Annotated in this window: 12 protein-coding genes; 11 read left to right on the top strand and 1 reads right to left on the bottom strand. The window is 72.3% G+C overall.

Annotated features, from left to right (window positions below; all coding sequences use genetic code 11):
• Positions 1–5: 5 nt before the first annotated feature.
• The 8 genes from LHJ74_RS07060 (at position 6) to LHJ74_RS07095 (ending at position 12,987) form a co-directional block, all read left to right on the top strand.
• Positions 6–2,012, top strand: coding sequence for a TOMM precursor leader peptide-binding protein (locus LHJ74_RS07060; protein WP_260217356.1), 2,007 nt, complete (start codon positions 6–8; stop codon positions 2,010–2,012).
• 43 nt (positions 2,013–2,055) lie between these two features.
• Positions 2,056–3,717: a nitroreductase family protein gene (locus LHJ74_RS07065; protein WP_260216686.1), complete on the top strand. Its 1,662-nt coding sequence runs from the start codon at positions 2,056–2,058 to the stop codon at positions 3,715–3,717.
• Positions 3,718–3,883: 166 nt separating this feature from the next.
• Positions 3,884–6,781, top strand: a complete 2,898-nt coding sequence (locus tag LHJ74_RS07070; protein WP_375546680.1) for a lantibiotic dehydratase — start codon at positions 3,884–3,886, stop codon at positions 6,779–6,781.
• Between the two features lie 5 nt (positions 6,782–6,786).
• Positions 6,787–7,851, top strand: a complete 1,065-nt coding sequence (locus tag LHJ74_RS07075; RefSeq protein ID WP_260217358.1) for a lantibiotic dehydratase C-terminal domain-containing protein — start codon at positions 6,787–6,789, stop codon at positions 7,849–7,851.
• Complete coding sequence (locus LHJ74_RS07080; RefSeq protein WP_260216687.1) at positions 7,848–9,008, top strand: metalloprotease; 1,161 nt, start codon at positions 7,848–7,850, stop codon at positions 9,006–9,008. Before LHJ74_RS07075 ends, LHJ74_RS07080 begins: the two co-directional genes overlap by 4 nt.
• A gap of 19 nt (positions 9,009–9,027) precedes the next feature.
• Entirely contained in the window at positions 9,028–9,951 is a 924-nt protein-coding gene (locus LHJ74_RS07085; RefSeq protein WP_260216688.1) for an ABC transporter ATP-binding protein, read from the top strand.
• Positions 9,952–10,057: 106 nt separating this feature from the next.
• Complete coding sequence (locus LHJ74_RS07090; protein WP_260216689.1) at positions 10,058–10,813, top strand: ABC transporter permease; 756 nt, start codon at positions 10,058–10,060, stop codon at positions 10,811–10,813.
• A gap of 131 nt (positions 10,814–10,944) precedes the next feature.
• Entirely contained in the window at positions 10,945–12,987 is a 2,043-nt protein-coding gene (locus LHJ74_RS07095) for a TOMM precursor leader peptide-binding protein (protein WP_375546697.1), read from the top strand.
• A 280-nt stretch (positions 12,988–13,267) separates the two neighbouring features.
• On the opposite strand, the gene LHJ74_RS07100 is transcribed toward LHJ74_RS07095, so the two are convergent.
• Positions 13,268–13,444, bottom strand: a complete 177-nt coding sequence (locus LHJ74_RS07100) for a thiazolylpeptide-type bacteriocin (RefSeq protein ID WP_260216691.1) — start codon at positions 13,442–13,444, stop codon at positions 13,268–13,270.
• A 409-nt stretch (positions 13,445–13,853) separates the two neighbouring features.
• On the opposite strand from LHJ74_RS07100, the gene LHJ74_RS07105 reads away from it, so the two are divergent.
• Genes LHJ74_RS07105 through LHJ74_RS07115 form a run of 3 tightly spaced genes read left to right on the top strand, consistent with a single transcriptional unit; the run spans position 13,854 to position 15,956 of the window.
• A complete protein-coding gene (locus tag LHJ74_RS07105; protein WP_260217359.1) occupies positions 13,854–15,185 on the top strand; it encodes an amidohydrolase in 1,332 nt (443 codons plus the stop codon).
• Positions 15,175–15,483 carry a hypothetical protein gene (locus LHJ74_RS07110; RefSeq protein WP_260216692.1) on the top strand — a complete coding sequence of 103 codons (309 nt, stop codon included), beginning with the start codon at positions 15,175–15,177 and terminating at the stop codon, positions 15,481–15,483. Before LHJ74_RS07105 ends, LHJ74_RS07110 begins: the two co-directional genes overlap by 11 nt.
• A 38-nt stretch (positions 15,484–15,521) precedes the next feature.
• Positions 15,522–15,956, top strand: coding sequence for a YybH family protein (locus LHJ74_RS07115; RefSeq protein WP_260216693.1), 435 nt, complete (start codon positions 15,522–15,524; stop codon positions 15,954–15,956).
• The last annotated feature ends 22 nt before the right edge of the window (positions 15,957–15,978 follow it).

Below are 15,978 nucleotides of genomic sequence, written 5' to 3' on the forward strand. Positions count from 1 at the left end.
AGGAGGTGCGGCGCTCCTGCGAGGCGCTGGCCCTGCTGCTGGGACCGGCGCTCGCCGAGCTGGGCAGCCGCACCGCCGTGGAGGTCGGCGCGCTCGGCGTCACGGACGCGTTCGAACCGCCGTCCGAGCCCGCAGCGCGCTCGGCGGGTGAGCACGGCCGCCATCCCGTCCCCGTACGGCTGTACGGGCGCCATGCGATCGTCGGCCCCTACCCGTCGCACCATGCAGTGCGCCCCTGCCCGCAGTGCCTGCCCAGGCGCTGGCAGGCCGTACGGTCGGTCGCGCTGCGCGAGGCGCTGGAGACCGGGCCGCGTACCGGCACGGGTGCCGGCACGGGTGCCGCGCGGGGCGGCACCCGGGCCGCCGGGGAGTCGCCGTACGTCACGCCGTTCGCCATCGCCGCGCTCGCCGGGCTGATCGCCGCGACCCACCGCGACCGGCCCGCCCCCGGCGTGCTGGCGACCGGCGCGCAGGCGACCCGCGCGCAGGCCGGCGGACCGTACGCCACCGTCCAGCTGGTGGACCTGGAGTCCCTGCGGGTACGCCACTACCCGCTGATCCCCGACCCCGAGTGCCCGCGCTGCGGCCGCCCCCAAGAGGACACGGCCGCCTCCGCCACCCTGGAGCTGCGGCCCGCGCCCAAGCACCGCCCCGGTTCCTTCCGGGTGCGTGACATCAGCGCCTACACCCTGCCGCTGGAGCCGTACGCCAACCCCGTGTGCGGGTCACTCGGCCCGTCAGTGGTGCACGACGTGTCCTCCACCTCGACCTCCGCGACCATCGGCTGCTTCTCGATGCGCTCCGGCGACTACCTGCGCGAGACCTTCTGGGGCGGCCATGCCGACTCCTTCGCGCACAGCGTCCGGATCGGCGTGCTGGAGGGCCTGGAGCGGTACGCCGGGATGCGCGCGCGGGCCAAGCAGGCGGTGGTCCGCGACTCGCTGGACACGCTCCTCGCCCGGGGCGAACGCGCCGTCGACCCCCGCGAGTGCGGGCTCTACTCGGCGGACTTCCACCGCGCCAACCCCCATGTCACGCCCTTCCGCACGGACCGGGAGATCGCCTGGGTGTGGGGCTGTTCGCTGCGGGATGGAAAGCCGGTCCTGGTGCCCGAGGTGCTCACCTACTACCACACGCCGGGTCTGGAGCAGCGGTTCGTACAGGAGAGCTCCAACGGCTGTGCTTCGGGCGGGTCGTTGGAGGAGGCGGCCTACTTCGGGCTGATGGAGGTCGTGGAGCGGGACGCCTTCCTGCTCACCTGGTACGGCCGGGCCGTGCTGCCGGAGATCGACACGCGCACGGTCGGCACCACCGCCCGCCACATGGTCGACCGGCTGGAGATGTACGGCTACGAGGCGCGGTTCTTCGACACCCGGATCACCTTCCCCATCCCGGTGGTCACCGGCGTCGCGGTGCGTCCGGACGGTGGTCCGGGCCGGATGTGCTTCGGCGCCGGAGCCGGACTCGACCCGGAGGCCGCAATCGCCTCCGCGCTGTGCGAGATCGCCACCGACGCCGTCAACCTGCCGGGCCGCACCGAACGCGACGAGGCCCGACTGCGGGCCATGGCCGCCGACTTCCACAAGGTCGAGGCGCTGCACGACCATCCGCTGGCGTACGGCATCCCGGAGATGGGCGACCACGCGGCGTTCCTGCTGGGCGAGCCGGGCTCCGTACGGCCGCGCCGCCGCTCCATGGCCCAGCTGTACGGGGACGGTTCGGTGCCGCCGGTCTCCGACGACCTGCGGGAGGACCTGATGCGCTGCGTCGACGCGGTGACCGCCGAGGGCTACGACGTGATCGTGGTGGACCAGACGATGCCGGAGCAGAGGGAGTTGGGGCTGACGACGGTCAGCGTGCTCGTGCCGGGGCTGCTGCCCATCGACTTCGGCTGGACGAGGCAGCGCGCGCTGGGAATGCCACGGCTGCGCACCGGGCTGCGGCAGGCCGGACTGCGCGACCGCGACCTGACCGCCGAGGACTTCAACCCCGCGCCGCACCCCTTCCCCTGACACGACTTCTCCTGACACACGACGCACGGACAAGGAGCACGCCATGGGTTACGCCCATGAATACGCAACCGCGATCATGCATCGTGGCCGGGTGCCTATGGAGCCCTCGGACTTCGTACCCAACTGGTCCGACGGGCCCCGCAAGGGCAAGTTCTACCCCGGGGTGACGAGCATGCCGCTGCCGGCGAGCGAGTACCCGGCAAAAGCGCACCTCGACGAGGGGCTGCGTGGCGGCGCCAGTGGCGGGACGTTCGATCTCGAGGCACTCTCCGGGATGCTGCTCGACTCCTACGGGCTGACCGGCCGCCGCCTCGGCGTGCAGGCGAACACCGACCTGCCCGCCCTGCCGTTCTATCCGCTCGCCAACTGGTCGCGTGGTTCCGCGTCCGGCGGCGGCCTCTACCCCGTCGGCGTCTACTGGGTGTCCGGTCCGAGCGGCCCCGTGCCGCCCGGTCTGCACTACTACTCGGCCCGCCATCACGCGATGCAGAGGCTGCTCACCGGCGATGTGACCGGACAGGTGCGGGACGCGCTGACGGGCGGGGACGCGGGTGCCGGTGCGGACGGCCCGTCCGGGGCGGCGGCGGACGCCGACCAGTACCTCGTGCTGAGCGTCAAGTACTGGCAGAACGCCTTCAAGTACAACAGCTTCTCCTTCCACGCAGTGAGCATGGACGTGGGCGCCTGCCTGCAGACATGGCGGATGTGGGCGCGGGCGCGCGGACTCGAGGTGGAGCCCGCGATGTGGTTCGACGAGGAGCGGCTGGCGCGGCTGCTGGGAGTCCGGGCGGAGGAGGAGGGCGTCTTCGCGGTGGTTCCGCTCCGCTGGACGGGCACGGCCCCCGCGACGGCCCCGCCGGCCCCGGCAGTGTCGGCGGCCCCCGCCTCCGTACGCCACCGGGACTCCGAGCGCTCCCGCACTGTGCTCACCTTCGACTCCCTGGTCGCCATGCAGACCGCCACCGTCGGTCTCGCAGCCGAGCGGCCCGCCGCCGGTGTGCTGGTCCCGGCCGCCGCACCGCCGGCCGACCCGGACAGTGACCGCCAGGAGCTGCCGCCCGCACGGCAGTTGGACATCGACGTACGGACCGCGCTGCGCCGCAGGCGGAGCAGCTTCGGCCGGTTTGAGGCGCAACGCCCCATCGAGGCCGACGAGTTGGCGGCGTGCCTGGCCGCCGCCGATGCGGGCGCACTCCTCGGCGGCGACACCACCGGTCCGCCCGGCGACCCGGCCGCGGGCGAGTCCCCCCTGCGTCTGACGAAGTTCTACGCCTTCGTCAACCACGTACGGGGCGTGCCGCCGGGCGCGTACGCATACGACCCTGCCGACTCCGAGGGCCCCGCTCTGCGCCTGGTACGCGGCGGCCCGTGCGGCAACTTCCTGCAGCGCAACTACTTCCTGTCCAACTACAACCTGGAGCAGGCGGCAGCCGTCCTGGTGCCCACGATCCGCACGCATGCGGTGCTGGACGCCGTCGGCGACCGCGGCTACCGGCTTGTCAACGCCACGATCGGAGCTGTCGCACAGACGGTCTACACCGCCTCCGCCGCCCTCGGCCTCGGCTGCGGGGTGGCGTTGGGCTTCGACAACATCTCGTACATCGAGGAGCTGGGCATCGGCGAGACCGGCGAATCGCCCCTGCTCATCATGATGATCGGTCACGAACGGGGCCAGCAGGCCGACTTCCGGTACGAGATCGCCTAGTGCTTCGTCAGGCAAGGTTTACCCCGCTCGCTGCCCTGGCACGGCCATCGGCCGCGTGGCCCGGTCGGCCGGGCAGGCCCACTACGAGGCCGACCGGGCGCCTTGCCGCTGACCGCACCAGGACGCCTCGCCACCGGGCAAACCTTGCCTGACGCAGCACTAGCCGATGACCACCCGAAGGAGCACCGCCGTGCCACCGCAGCCGCCCTCCACCGACGACACACCAACGGCCGCCGCGCCCGTCTGGTCGTTCGGCCGCCCGTTCATGCTGCGGGCCGCCGGGCTGCCGATTGAGATCGTCGGGGGGCTGCGCTGCCCCGGCACCCGCCGCTGGGCGGACGAGGTGCTGGACCGCTCGGAACGGCTGCGGGCCGCGGGGGAGGCCCTCGGCGACCGGCTGCACGATCTCATCGGACAGCACGCCGACACCATGGAGGACGCCGTCCGGCGCGCGCTGCTGAAGCTGCGCCGCGAGATGTTCAACAACCGGCTGCCCCAGAATCCAGAGGCCGCCGCCGCACTGGTGGGCGGACTGGACAAGGCCGCCGGACGCGAGGTCGCCGACTGGCTGGCCGCACGCCAGCGGCTGGCCGTGCGTACGGCCGAGGGCGCGGGGCTGCTCGCCGCCGAACTGGGCGGCAACCGGGCCGAACTGCGGCGGATCGCCTGCGAGGAGCGGCTGCGCAAGGGGCTGCTGCTGGCCTCACCCTCGCTGGACGCACAGCTCGACACGTTCATCCGGCAAGGCGGCGGCATACCGGGCGAGCCCGCCCAGCCCGCCCAGCCCGCCGAGCCCGCCCAGCCCGCCGGGCCTCCGAGCAAGAAGCTGCGGAAGATCGAGCGCTCGCTGCTCTCCTACCTCTACCGGACTGCCTGCAAGACCAGCCCGTTCAGCACCTTCACCGGAGTCGCCCTCGGGGAGTTCACGAGCGAGGGCCCTCCCGGCGCAGGCGACCGCACCGTACGCGTCGCGGACCGCTGGACCAGCCACCCCCGGCTGAACGTCGTCGCCGTCGGCCGCCTCGCCGAGGCGCTGCTCGCGGACCCGGCACGCCGAGCCGACCTGCCCGTCTCACTCGCCCCCGGCTGGGGCCGCGACGACGACCGGGTGCGCTACGTACGCCGCTGGGTCACCACCGGCGACGACGACACGGCCGTGACCTTCGACGCCGTCAAGGACCGGCTGTTCTTCCTGCGCCGCAGCGGCACGCTGGAGCGGATGATCGCGCTGTTCGAGGAGCGCCCGACGCTCCGCTACGGCGAACTGACCGACTGGCTGGCCGCCGAGCAGGCCGACCACGGCGGAGCGGCCGACCACGGCGGAGCGTCCGGGCAGACCGCCCCGCCCCCCACACCGCAGGAGTGCGAGCGCTATCTGGAGGCGCTGCTCGATCTCGGCATGCTGCATGTGCCCGGTCTCGACACCGGCGTGCACGACACCGACCCGCTGCGCGCCTTCCAGTCCGGGCTGCGCACCCTGGACCGCGACTGGGCGTCGGAGCTCGCCGACGCGCTCGACGGACCGGCCTCCTGCGTCGACCGCTACCCGGAAGCCGGGGCCGCCGACCGCCGCCGACTGCTCAGCGAACTGCGCGGCGGACTGCGGGAGATCCAGGAGCGGCTGGGCGTCGAGCACCCCCGCGTGCCGCAGACCGTGCTGTACGAGGACGCCGCCGCGACCGAGGGCGCCGAGTGCGACCTGGAGGCATGGTCCCGGGTGGCGGCGGAGCCGCTGCGCTCGCTGGAGCGGGTGCTGCCCGCTTTCGACCTCACCCTGCCGCAGCGGATCACCTTCAAGGGCTTCTTCCTCGCCCGCTACGGACACGGCGGGCGCTGCGACGATCTGCTGAAACTGGTCCACGACTTCCATGAGGACTTCTTCGACCAGTATCTGAGCTTTTCCTCCAAGCGCACCCCGATCGACGCGCAGGGCCGCTATGTGCCCGAGGAGAACTGGCTCGGCCTGCCGCAGCTGAAGGCCCTGGACACCGCGCGGCAGACCTTCATCGAGGGAATGCGCACCCAGTGGGAGGGCGCGCACGACGCCGACGAGTTGACGCTCGACGCGGGAATCCTCGCCGAGGTCACAGAACAACTCGCGAGCGTCACGCCGCAGTTCACCCCCCAGAGCCACCATGTGCAGCTTGCCGAGCGGGACGGCGACCCGCTCGTCGTACTGAACCGCTCCTACGGCGGACTCTCCTTCCCCTTCAGCCGGTTCACCGACTGCTTCGACGGCATGGCCGAGCGGCTGCGGAGCGAGTCGGCCGGACTGCTGCCCCCGGGCGCGGTCTTCGCCGAGGTCACCGGCGGACCGGTGACCAGCAACCTCAACCTGCACGACCGGCTCACCGACTACGAGATCGTCTGCCCCGGCGAGACCGGCACACTGCCGCCGGACGCCCAACTCCCGCTGGAAGACCTCTATCTGGAGCACGACGAGGCCGCCGACCGGCTGGTGCTTCGCTCCACCCGGCTGGAGCGCGAGGTCATCCCCGTCTACCTCGGCTATCTCGTACCGCTCGCCCTCCCCGAGGTCCCGCGTACGCTGCTGCTGCTCTCGCCCACCTCGATGGCGCCGATGAACGTCTGGGCCGGTGTCCCCACCAGCGAACCCTCGAACGGAGTGACGCGGCGGCCCCGCGTACGGCACGGCAGCGTGGTGCTCAGCCGGCGCAGCTGGAGCGCACCGTCCGCCGTGCTGCCGCTGCGCGCTCCCGGCGACACGGACGACGGCTGGTTCCTGGGCTGGCATCGCTGGCGGCGGCTGCACGGCCTGCCCGCACAGGTCTTCGCGACGGTCACGGACAGCGGCTCGCGCGGCGCCACCGGCGCCAAACCGCAGTATCTGGACTTCGACAGCTATCTGTCCCTCACCGCTTTCGAGGCGCTGCTGCGCACCGCGGAGGCCCGGGTTGTCTTCCGGGAGATGCTCCCCGAGGAGGACGACCTGCACGCCGTCTCCTCACGTGGCCGCCATGTCGCCGAACTCGCGGTGGAGACTGCCGCCTTCGCCCCAACCGGAACAGGCACCCGACCAGCAACAGGAGAGGACGAGTCGTGAACGGCATGGGGACCCACACGGACAGCGCCACCGCCACCGGCGCATGGCAGGCCACGCACATCTTCTACGCGGCCAACCCCCGCCCGCTGCTGCTCCAGTGTGTGCGCCCGCTGGTGAACGCACTGGAGGCGGAGGGCCTGCTGGCCAACTACTTCTTCATCAACTACTGGCTGGAGGGCCCGCACATCCGGCTGCGGCTCAAGCCCGCCACGCCGGCCGCCGAGCCGGAGGTGCGGCGCCGTACCGAGCAGGCGATCGACGCCTTCCTCACCGAGCGCCCCGCGCTCTACGAGGTCGACTCCGGCTTCCTCAACGAGTTCTACAACTCGCTGTTCGAGATCGAGTTCCCCGGCGCCGAGCGCGGCGAGTTCACCGACACCGACGGCCGGATGAACCTGCGCCCCAACAACTCCCGCAGCGCTGAGGCGTACGAGCCCGAGTACGGCAAATACGGCGGCCCGGCCGGGATCGAACTCGCCGAATGGCACTTCCGGCACTCCAGCGACCTGGTCATCGAGGCGTTCGGCAGCAAGAACCTCCATCTGCGGACGGTGCTGCTGGGCACCTCGGCCCAGCTGATGATGGTGATGTCCGGCTGCTTCCTCCCCGGCGACCAGGAACTCGCCGACTATCTGGACAGCTACTACGAGTTCTGGCACCGCGCCTTCCCCGACACCGGGTTCATCGGTCACGAGGAGTACGACACCAACTACGCGGCAATGGCACCGGGGCTGGCGCGGCGTTTCGCCTCCATCCGGCACGCCGTCGCGCCGGACGGCGCGGGCGGCGCGGAGCGGCTGCCCGGCTTCCTGCGCGGCTGGGCAGCGCACTGCCTGGAGCTGAGGGAGCGCGCCGTCGCCCTCGCCGTGGACGGTGACCTGGTCTTCCGCTCCTGGGACGGCACCCGGGACGAGCAGGTGACCGACCCTGCCGTCGCCCTTCCGCTGCTGCTGTCTCCGTACATGCACATGACGAACAACCGGCTGCATGTCACCATCCGGGACGAGGCATACCTCTCGCACGTGCTGGGCCGTGCCCTGCGCGAGCCCGCCGCGAAGGCAGAAGCATGACCTCGCCCGCGTCGACCTCCGGCCGGATGGCGGAGTACCGGCCGGAGTTGAGACCCGGGGTACTGCTCAGCGGTGAACTGCTGCACGGCGCCAGGGCCGTACATCTGGTGAAGAACACCGAGAGCGGGAAGTCGTTCGAGGTGGGGGTCAAGGAGCACTTCCTGATCTCCCGGATGGACGGCACCCGCAGCCTGGGCGAGATCGGGACGGACTACGCCCGGTGTTACGGGCGGCGCCTCGGGGACGCCAACTGGCAGCAGGTGCTCGGCCAGCTCGGCGCCCGCGGCCTGCTGACGGGCGCCTCCGCGGGTTCCCCGAAGGCTGCCTCCGCGAGCTCCGAGCCGGACTCGGGGGCGGAGTCCGCCGAGGAGCCGCCGCGCCCCAACAACGCACTGCGCGGCAGCATCTCGCTCACCGCCGATGCGGACGCCACCGTCGCGCGCCTCTACCGCGCCACCGGCTTCCTGCTGGCCGCCCCCTGGATGGTGCCGCTGGCCGTGCTCGTCCTCGCCATGGAGACCGCCGCACTCGTCCAGCTCACCGATCTGCTGCGCGGCGTCCGCGAGGTGTTCCGCAATCCGGTGCTGCTGACCGGCGTCGCCGGCCTGCTGTGGGTGAGCACCGCCCTGCACGAACTGGCGCACGGCGTCGTCGCCCGCCACTACGGGGGCCGGGTCACCGACATCGGACTGCGCTGGCGACTGCCGTCCGTGATCATGTACTGCACGGTGGACAACTACCTGTACCTGTCCAGGCGCCGCCACCAGATCGCCACCGCGCTCGCCGGTGCCGCGATGAACCTGCTCTTCCTGCTGCCCTTCGGCGCCGTCTGGCTGCTCGCACCGCTGGACGACGCAACCGACGACGCGCTCGCCGGACTGGTCTTCCTCGGCACCCTCCAGGCGCTGGCCATGCTGGTCCCCGTCCCGCCGCTGGACGGATACAAGATCGTCGGCCAGGCGCTGGGCGTCACCGAACTCGCCGTCTCCAGCCGCGCCTATCTGGGCCTGAAGCTGCGCCGCGATCCGGCCGCCGCCCAGTACCCGCGCCGCGCACGCGTCGCCTACACCGGCTACGGCATCGGTTCGATGCTGGTGCTGTGCGCGCTGGTGGCGGCCCTCGGCCTGCTCGTCCACCAACTGCTCACCCTCTCGTGAACCCCTGAAGGAGCCCCTTGTGACCTCCACCCCTCGCGCGCCGGACGGGCCCGCCGTCGTCCTGGACGGTGTGCACAAGCACTACGGCGACACCCGAGCCGCCGACGGGGTCTCGCTGACCGTCGCCCGCGGCGAGTTCTTCGGCTTGCTGGGCCCCAACGGCGCGGGCAAGACCACCCTGGTGGAGATGATGGAGGGGCTGCGCCGCGCCGACTCCGGCACCATCTCGGTGCTCGGCCACTCCCCCTGGCCCCGGGACGTGAAGCTGCTGCCGCGCCTGGGCGTACAGACCCAGGCCTCACCGTTCTTCGTACGGCTGACCGCGCGCGAGCATCTGCGCACCGTCGCCGCGCTGTACGGCGCGGACCGGGCGGCCGTGGCGCGGACCCTGGAGATGGTCGGGCTCACCGAGCACGGGGACGTACGGGTGGACGACCTCTCCGGCGGGCAGCGGCAGCGCCTCGCCATCGCGGCGGCACTGGTCCACGAGCCGGAACTGATCTTCCTGGACGAGCCGACCGCCGCCCTGGACCCGCAGGCCCGCCGCGCGCTGTGGCAGGTGCTGCGCGACCTCAAGGGCGCGGGCCGCACCATCGTCTACACCACCCACCACCTGGACGAGGCCGAAGCGCTGTGCGACCGGGTCGGGATCGTGGTGCGGGGCCGGATCACGGCGCTGGACACCCCCAACCGCCTCATCGCCGCCGGAAGTACGACCACCCGGCTGCTGGTGCCGGCCGACCGGCTGACGCTGGCCGAGGCGGAGGGCATCGAGGGCGTGCGCCGGGCGACGGAGGACGGCGACATGGTCGTCCTGGAGACGCTGGACTCCGGGCCGGTGCTGGCCGCGGTCGACAAGATCGCCGGACTGCGGGGCGTGCAGACGCGTACGGCCAGCCTTGAGGACGTCTACCTCGAACTCACCGGTTCCGGCGCGCCCTAGGGCACTGGAGCTGACACGGCAACGGGGCCCAGGCGCCGCCACCACAGAGCCCGGACGCCGGGCACCACCGCAGACACGGAACCACCGCAGACACGGAGCGACCGTCATGAGCGCATACGCCGCACTGAGCGAGGCAGGTTACCGGGCCTACACCCGGGACAAGACAACGCTCTTCTTCACCTTCGCCTTCCCTTTGCTCTTCCTCGTCGTCTTCGGCCTGATCTTCAGCGGCCAGGACGTGGAGGAGAGCGGGAAGCCCTACATCAACTACATCGCGCCCGGCGTGCTGTCCTGGGGTGTCTGCAACGCCGCCGTCTTCGGCGTCGGCTTCGTGCTCATGCAGTGGCGCCGCGACGACGTGCTGCGGCTGATCCGGATGACGCCCACCCCGCTGACCGCGATCCTGAGCTCCCGCTATGTGCTGGCGCTGGCGATCGGCGTCGTGCAGTCGGTGCTGTTCGTCGCCGTCGCGATGCTCCCGCTCTTCGGGCTCTCGCTGTCCGGCAGTTGGCCGCTGGCGCTGCCCGTGCTGGTGCTGGGCATCACCGCGTTCCTGGTGCTGGGCGTCATCGTGGGCAGTTACGCGAAGACGCCGGAGGCGGTCGCGGCCGTGGCGAACTTCGTGATGATCCCGATGGCCTTCCTCTCCGGCTCGTTCTTCCCGCTGGACTCGATGCCGTCCTGGATGCAGACCTTCTCCTGGGTGCTGCCGCTCCGCTACGTCAACGACGGCATCTCCGCGGCGATCACCGGGGACGAGGGGGCCGCCGACATCGCGCTCGCCTGCGGGGGGATCGCCGTGTTCGCCCTGATCTTCGGCGCTCTGGCGATGAAGACCTTCCGTTGGAGCGACAAGGTATGACGACGACCCGCCGCCCGGCCTCCCCGGATCAGTCCCAGTCCCAGGCGCAGCCGCAGTCCCAGCCGCAGTCGCCGCGGGCACCGCTGGAGGCGGCCCGTGCGCTGCTCCAACGGGAACTCACCGCCCGCCACATGCGCGAGGCCCCGCACGGCAACCCCGGCCCCGCGCCGCTGGTGGTGCCGCTCGGCGCGGCCGACACGCTGGGCGGCGGGGCCCCCGACCCATACGCCGCGGTGCGCCCGGCCGCCACCGTGCACCTCAGCTCCCGTGCGGTGCTGATCGGCCCCTGGCGTGCTGCGGCGGAAGGCCGACCCCGGCCCGACCCGTACGCCGAGTCCGACTACGCCGAGTCCGACTACGCCGAGTCCGACTACGCCGAGTCCGACTACGCCGAGTCCGACTACGCCGAGCCCGACCCGTACGCCGAGGAGCCGTCCGGCTGCGGGCAGTGCCTCGCCATCCGCTGGCAGCGGCTGCGCAGCCGCTCCGAACGGGAGGCGCTGGAAGTGGGTTACGTGCCGCAGGGAGCGACCGACTGGCCGCTGCTCACGGGCTTCGCGGTGGACGCGGTATGGGCCGCCTACCGCGCGCTGCCCCCGCACCCGGACGCCTCCGCTGCCGCCTTCGTCCCCGTCCCCGCCGCTCCCACCCCGGCCGACCGCGCGCTGCCCCAGGTCGCCCGCATCGACCTGCGCACTCTGGCGCTCGCGGGATTCCCGCTGCTGCCCGAACCGCTGTGCCCGCACTGCGTGCCCACGCGCCCCGACACGGCCGAGTCGGCACGCATGCTGCTGCCCGCCATCCGCAAGCCGGACTCCGGCAGTTACCGGGAGCGCTCCCTCGGCTCGTTCCCGCTGCCCGTGGCCGCGCTGGCCAACCCGGTCTGCGGCGCGCTCGGTGCCGACACCTGGCTCAACCCGACCTCCACCACCACCGCGCCGGTGGCGGGCACCCACATGGTGCGCGGCTATGCGGGGCTCAACGACGTCACCTGGAGCGGCCAGGCCAACAGCTACGCGACAAGCCGCACGCTCGCCTTCCTGGAGGGCCTTGAGCGCTACGCCGGCACCCACCGCAGACGCGGCACTTCGCCGGTCACCGCCTCGTACCACGCGCTGCTCGCGCGCGGGGAACCGGCGTTGGACCCGGCCGCCTGCGGGCTGTACGCCCCCGAGACCTACCGCGACGACCCGCGCGTGCGCCCCTTCGACCCGGAGCGGGAGATCCCCTGGGTCTGGGGCCACTCACTGCGCGACGACCGGCCCGTCCTCGTCCCGGCCAGGCTGGTGCACTACAGCGCCGGGGTCGAGGCCGACAACTTCGTCTTCGAATGCTCCAACGGCTGTGCCACCGGCGGGAGTCTGGTCGAGGCGATCCTCTACGGGCTGCTGGAGCTGATCGAGCGCGACGCCTTCCTGCTCGCCTGGTACGGCAGTTCCCGGCTCACCGAGATCGACCTGGGCTCGTGCGGGGGCCGGGGCGGCACCATCCGCACCATGCTGGACCGTGCCGCGCTGCACGGCTACGACGTGCACGCCTTCGACGGCCGGATGGATCTGTCCGTCCCCGTGGTCACCGCGCTGGCGGTGCGGCGGGACGGCGGACCGGGCACCCTCTCCTTCAGCGCCGCCGCCGGCTTCGACCCGGAGGACACCGTCGACGCGGCCCTGTGCGAAGTCCTCACCTACATCCCGCACCTGCCCTACCAGGTGCGCGACCGCCGCACCGAACTGGAGGAGATGGCCGCAGACTTCGGCAAGGTGGTCCAGCTCAAGGACCACGCGCAGCTCTACGGGCTGCCGGAGATGGCGGTGCACGCCCGCGAGTACCTGACGCCCGACGGGTGCCTGCCGCTGGACGAAACGTTCCGCGACTGGCAGTCCGTACGCCCCCGCACCGAGGACCTGCTGGACGACCTGCTGTGGGTGCGGGACGACTTGGCGGCGGCGGGCCACGATGTGATCGCGGTCGACCAGACGACGCCGGAGCAGCGGCGGATGGGGCTGCACACCGTCGCGGCCGTGGTGCCGGGGCTGCTCCCGCTGGACTTCGGCTGGAACCGGCAGCGGGCGCTGCTGATGCCCCGGATGCTGACGGCCCCGAGACGGGCGGGGCGGCGTACGGAGGACCTGGCGGCCAGCCAGCTGAAGGCGGCACCGCATCCGTTCCCCTGAGCACCTCCCGGGCCGCCGGGCGCGGGGGGAGTCCGGTGCCGGGGTCTCCCCGCCCCAGGCAGGGGACGGCCCGCAGGCGGACGACCGCACTCGTACCGGGCGTACTCCGGCGCCTGAGACAACGCGGCGAGCGTCCGTACCGGGCGACGCGGGCCCGAGCAGAGCCACCGGACAGTCCCTGAGCGGCGGGAGGTGCGGACGCGCCGAGCCCGGCGGCCGGAATCCGGCCACCGGGCAGACGGGCGTCGCCGCCCTGGCAGGCTCTGACTCAGGTTCTGAATCAGGCGCTGCAGGAGGTGGTGCTGGTGGTGCTGGAGCAGGTGGACGTCGAGGAGCAGGACGTCGAACCGGCCAGCACGACCTCGGCGGCGTCCGAGTAGTCCGAGATCTCGAAGGTCTCCGACTCGAGCTCGAGGATCTCGTCGGCGAGGGTCGCGAGCTGCGTCTTGGGGTCCATAAGACACTCCTTCTCGTCTCCGCGGGCTGCCGGACTGTCCGGCGTCGTGCTTTCCCGGCGGTTCCCTCATTCCAGCCCCGGCCACTGCCAGATCCGCCGTGATTCCACTGCCAGAACGCTGACACCCGCTGTCAGCGGAACGGCCCGCGCCTGTGGTGCGGGTGCCGCATTCTCCTAGGGGGTGTCTTCAATGTCCCGCCTTGCCGGCGTTCGGCGCGCACGTCCGCTGCGTTGCCCAAGCGCCCGCGTAGCCCACTACGAGGCCGCTCCTCCGCCTTGCAGCCGCACGCACCAGCCGCCGCCGGCACCGCCCCCCGGGGTGGCCGACGCTACGTTGAAGACACCCGCTAGCAGCCAGAAGGAGCGTCGAGTGACCCCAACGACGACCACAGAGGATGCCGTTACGGACATGGCGCATCCGGGCGCGGCTCCTGGCGCCCTGGTTGCCCCCGACGTGCTGCGGGCCGGCGTCGAGCTCTACCTCGATCTGCACACCCACCCCGAACTCTCCGGCGCCGAGACCCGCACCGCGGGCGTACTGGCCGCCAGGCTGGAGCGGCACGGCTACACGGTGACGCGCGGTGTCGGAGGCCACGGCGTCGTCGGAGTACTGCGCAACGGTGAGGGCCCGACGGTGGCGCTGCGCACCGAACTCGACGCACTCCCGCTCCATGAGCGCACCGGACTCCCGTACGCCAGCGCGGTCCCCGGAGTGATGCACGCCTGCGGGCACGATCTGCACCTGGCCGCCGTCGCCGAGGCCGCCGGACTGCTCGCCGGGAGCCGTGACACCTGGCGCGGCACGGTGCTCGTGTACGGACAGCCCGCGGAGGAGACGCTCAGCGGTGCGCGGGCGATGCTGGCGGACGGCCTCTACGAGCGCTTCGGCACCCCCGAGGTGGTCCTCGCCCAGCACACCGCGCCGCTGCCCGCGGGCACGGTCGCGTACGCGGAAGGCCCGTTGATGGCGGGCAGCGTGACGCTGGACGTCCTCCTGCGCGGCAGGGGCGGGCACGCGGGCGCGCCGCAGCTGACCGTCGATCCGGTGCTGACGGCGGCGGCGGCCGTGCTGCGGCTCCAGGCGGTGGTCTCGCGCGAGACGGCACCGGCCGAGCAGGTGGTGCTCACCGTCGGCTCGCTGCACGCGGGGGAGCGCGCCAACGTGGTGCCGGACACCGCCGAACTGGGCATCAGCGTGCGCGCCTTCTCGGACGCGGCCCTCTCCCGGGTGACGGCGGCCGTCGAGCGCGTCGTACGGGCCGAGTGCGCCGCCTCCGGCTGCCCGGACGAACCGGAGATCACCGTCGTGGCACGGTCGCCGGTGCTGCTGCCGGACGCCGGACCCACGGCGGCCGTGCGGGAGGCGCACCAGGCGCTGTTCGGGCCGGGACGGGTACGCGGTACCGGAGCGATGGCGGCGGCGGAGGACTTCGGCTGGTACGGCGGGGCGGGCGCCGCCGTGCACGGTATGCCGGAAGTGCGGAGCGTCTACTGGATACTCGGCACGACGAGCGCCCGGCAGTGGCTGGCCGCCCGGGAACGGGCGACGGCCAGAGCGAGAGACCATGTGCCGGATGTGCCGGAGGTGCCGGGGAACCACTCGGCGGAATACGCGCCCGACATACGGACGGCCCTCCCGACCGGCATCGCGGCGCTGCACGGCGCGGCACGGCAACTGCTCGGGGAACCCCCGCACCTCGCGAACGGCCGGGCTCTCGGGGAGGCGGAACGTGAGCGGTAACGCCCCGCACGCCTCGCAGACCTCACACACCTTTCCGCCCCACGACATCGTGGAGATCGTCGCCGTCCGCCGGGAGCCCGGAGCGCCCGGCCCCGAGACCACGGTGATCCGCCTGCTCGCCCTCCTGCCCTCGCACTGGGAATCCACACCGCTGGTGGAACCCGGCCGGGTACGGCTGTGTATCCGCCTCACCGGTACGGACGGGCCGGGGGCGGTCCGCGAGACCGTCGCGGCCGTCCTGGCGGACCCTGCCCTGCGCGGCTGGTCCGAGGAACGCGCCGACCGCGGCACCCGGTGAGTTGACTTCAACCGCGGTTGATGTTTCAGGCTGCTGGTGTGAACGAGGCAGACGAGCGGGAAATCAGGCGGACGCTGGCGTCCTACACCGGCCTGTGGGTGCGGCACGAGATGGATGCGTGGGGTGAACTCTTCACGGAGGACTCGGATTTCATCACCCACCGCGGCATCTGGTGGACCTCGCGGCAGGAGAACGTGGCGGGGCACAAGGACGTCCCCGGCTCGGTGCTCGACCAGAAGGAGAACTACTCCCAGGAGGTCGTGAGCATCCAGGGAGTCACTCCGGAGGTCGCGCTCGTCCACACGGCCTGGGACTGGCCGGGGCATCGCCTGCCCGGCGCGGAGACGCCGGAGGACCGGCGGGGGCTCATCACCCTCGTGCTGGTGCGGCAGCCCACCGGCGCGTGGCTGATCCGAGCGGCACACAACACGCGAAAGAACGGGCTGCACGACTTTGCGGCCACCGATGGCTGAACCGGTGATCCGAGTATGCCCG

This window comes from Streptomyces gossypii (assembly GCF_025165795.1).
Lineage (GTDB): Bacteria > Actinomycetota > Actinomycetes > Streptomycetales > Streptomycetaceae > Streptomyces > Streptomyces gossypii.

Bases quoted from the DNA above. Each gene is read 5' to 3' on its own strand.
- LHJ74_RS07065 (WP_260216686.1), top strand. From the start codon at position 2,056: ATGGGTTACGCCCATGAATACGCAACCGCGATCATGCATCGTGGCCGG.
- LHJ74_RS07070 (WP_375546680.1), top strand. From the start codon at position 3,884: ATGACCACCCGAAGGAGCACCGCCGTGCCACCGCAGCCGCCCTCCACC.
- LHJ74_RS07075 (WP_260217358.1), top strand. From the start codon at position 6,787: ATGGGGACCCACACGGACAGCGCCACCGCCACCGGCGCATGGCAGGCC.
- LHJ74_RS07080 (WP_260216687.1), top strand. From the start codon at position 7,848: ATGACCTCGCCCGCGTCGACCTCCGGCCGGATGGCGGAGTACCGGCCG.
- LHJ74_RS07090 (WP_260216689.1), top strand. From the start codon at position 10,058: ATGAGCGCATACGCCGCACTGAGCGAGGCAGGTTACCGGGCCTACACC.
- LHJ74_RS07095 (WP_375546697.1), top strand. From the start codon at position 10,945: ATGCGCGAGGCCCCGCACGGCAACCCCGGCCCCGCGCCGCTGGTGGTG.
- LHJ74_RS07100 (WP_260216691.1), bottom strand. From the start codon at position 13,444: ATGGACCCCAAGACGCAGCTCGCGACCCTCGCCGACGAGATCCTCGAG.
- LHJ74_RS07105 (WP_260217359.1), top strand. From the start codon at position 13,854: ATGGCGCATCCGGGCGCGGCTCCTGGCGCCCTGGTTGCCCCCGACGTG.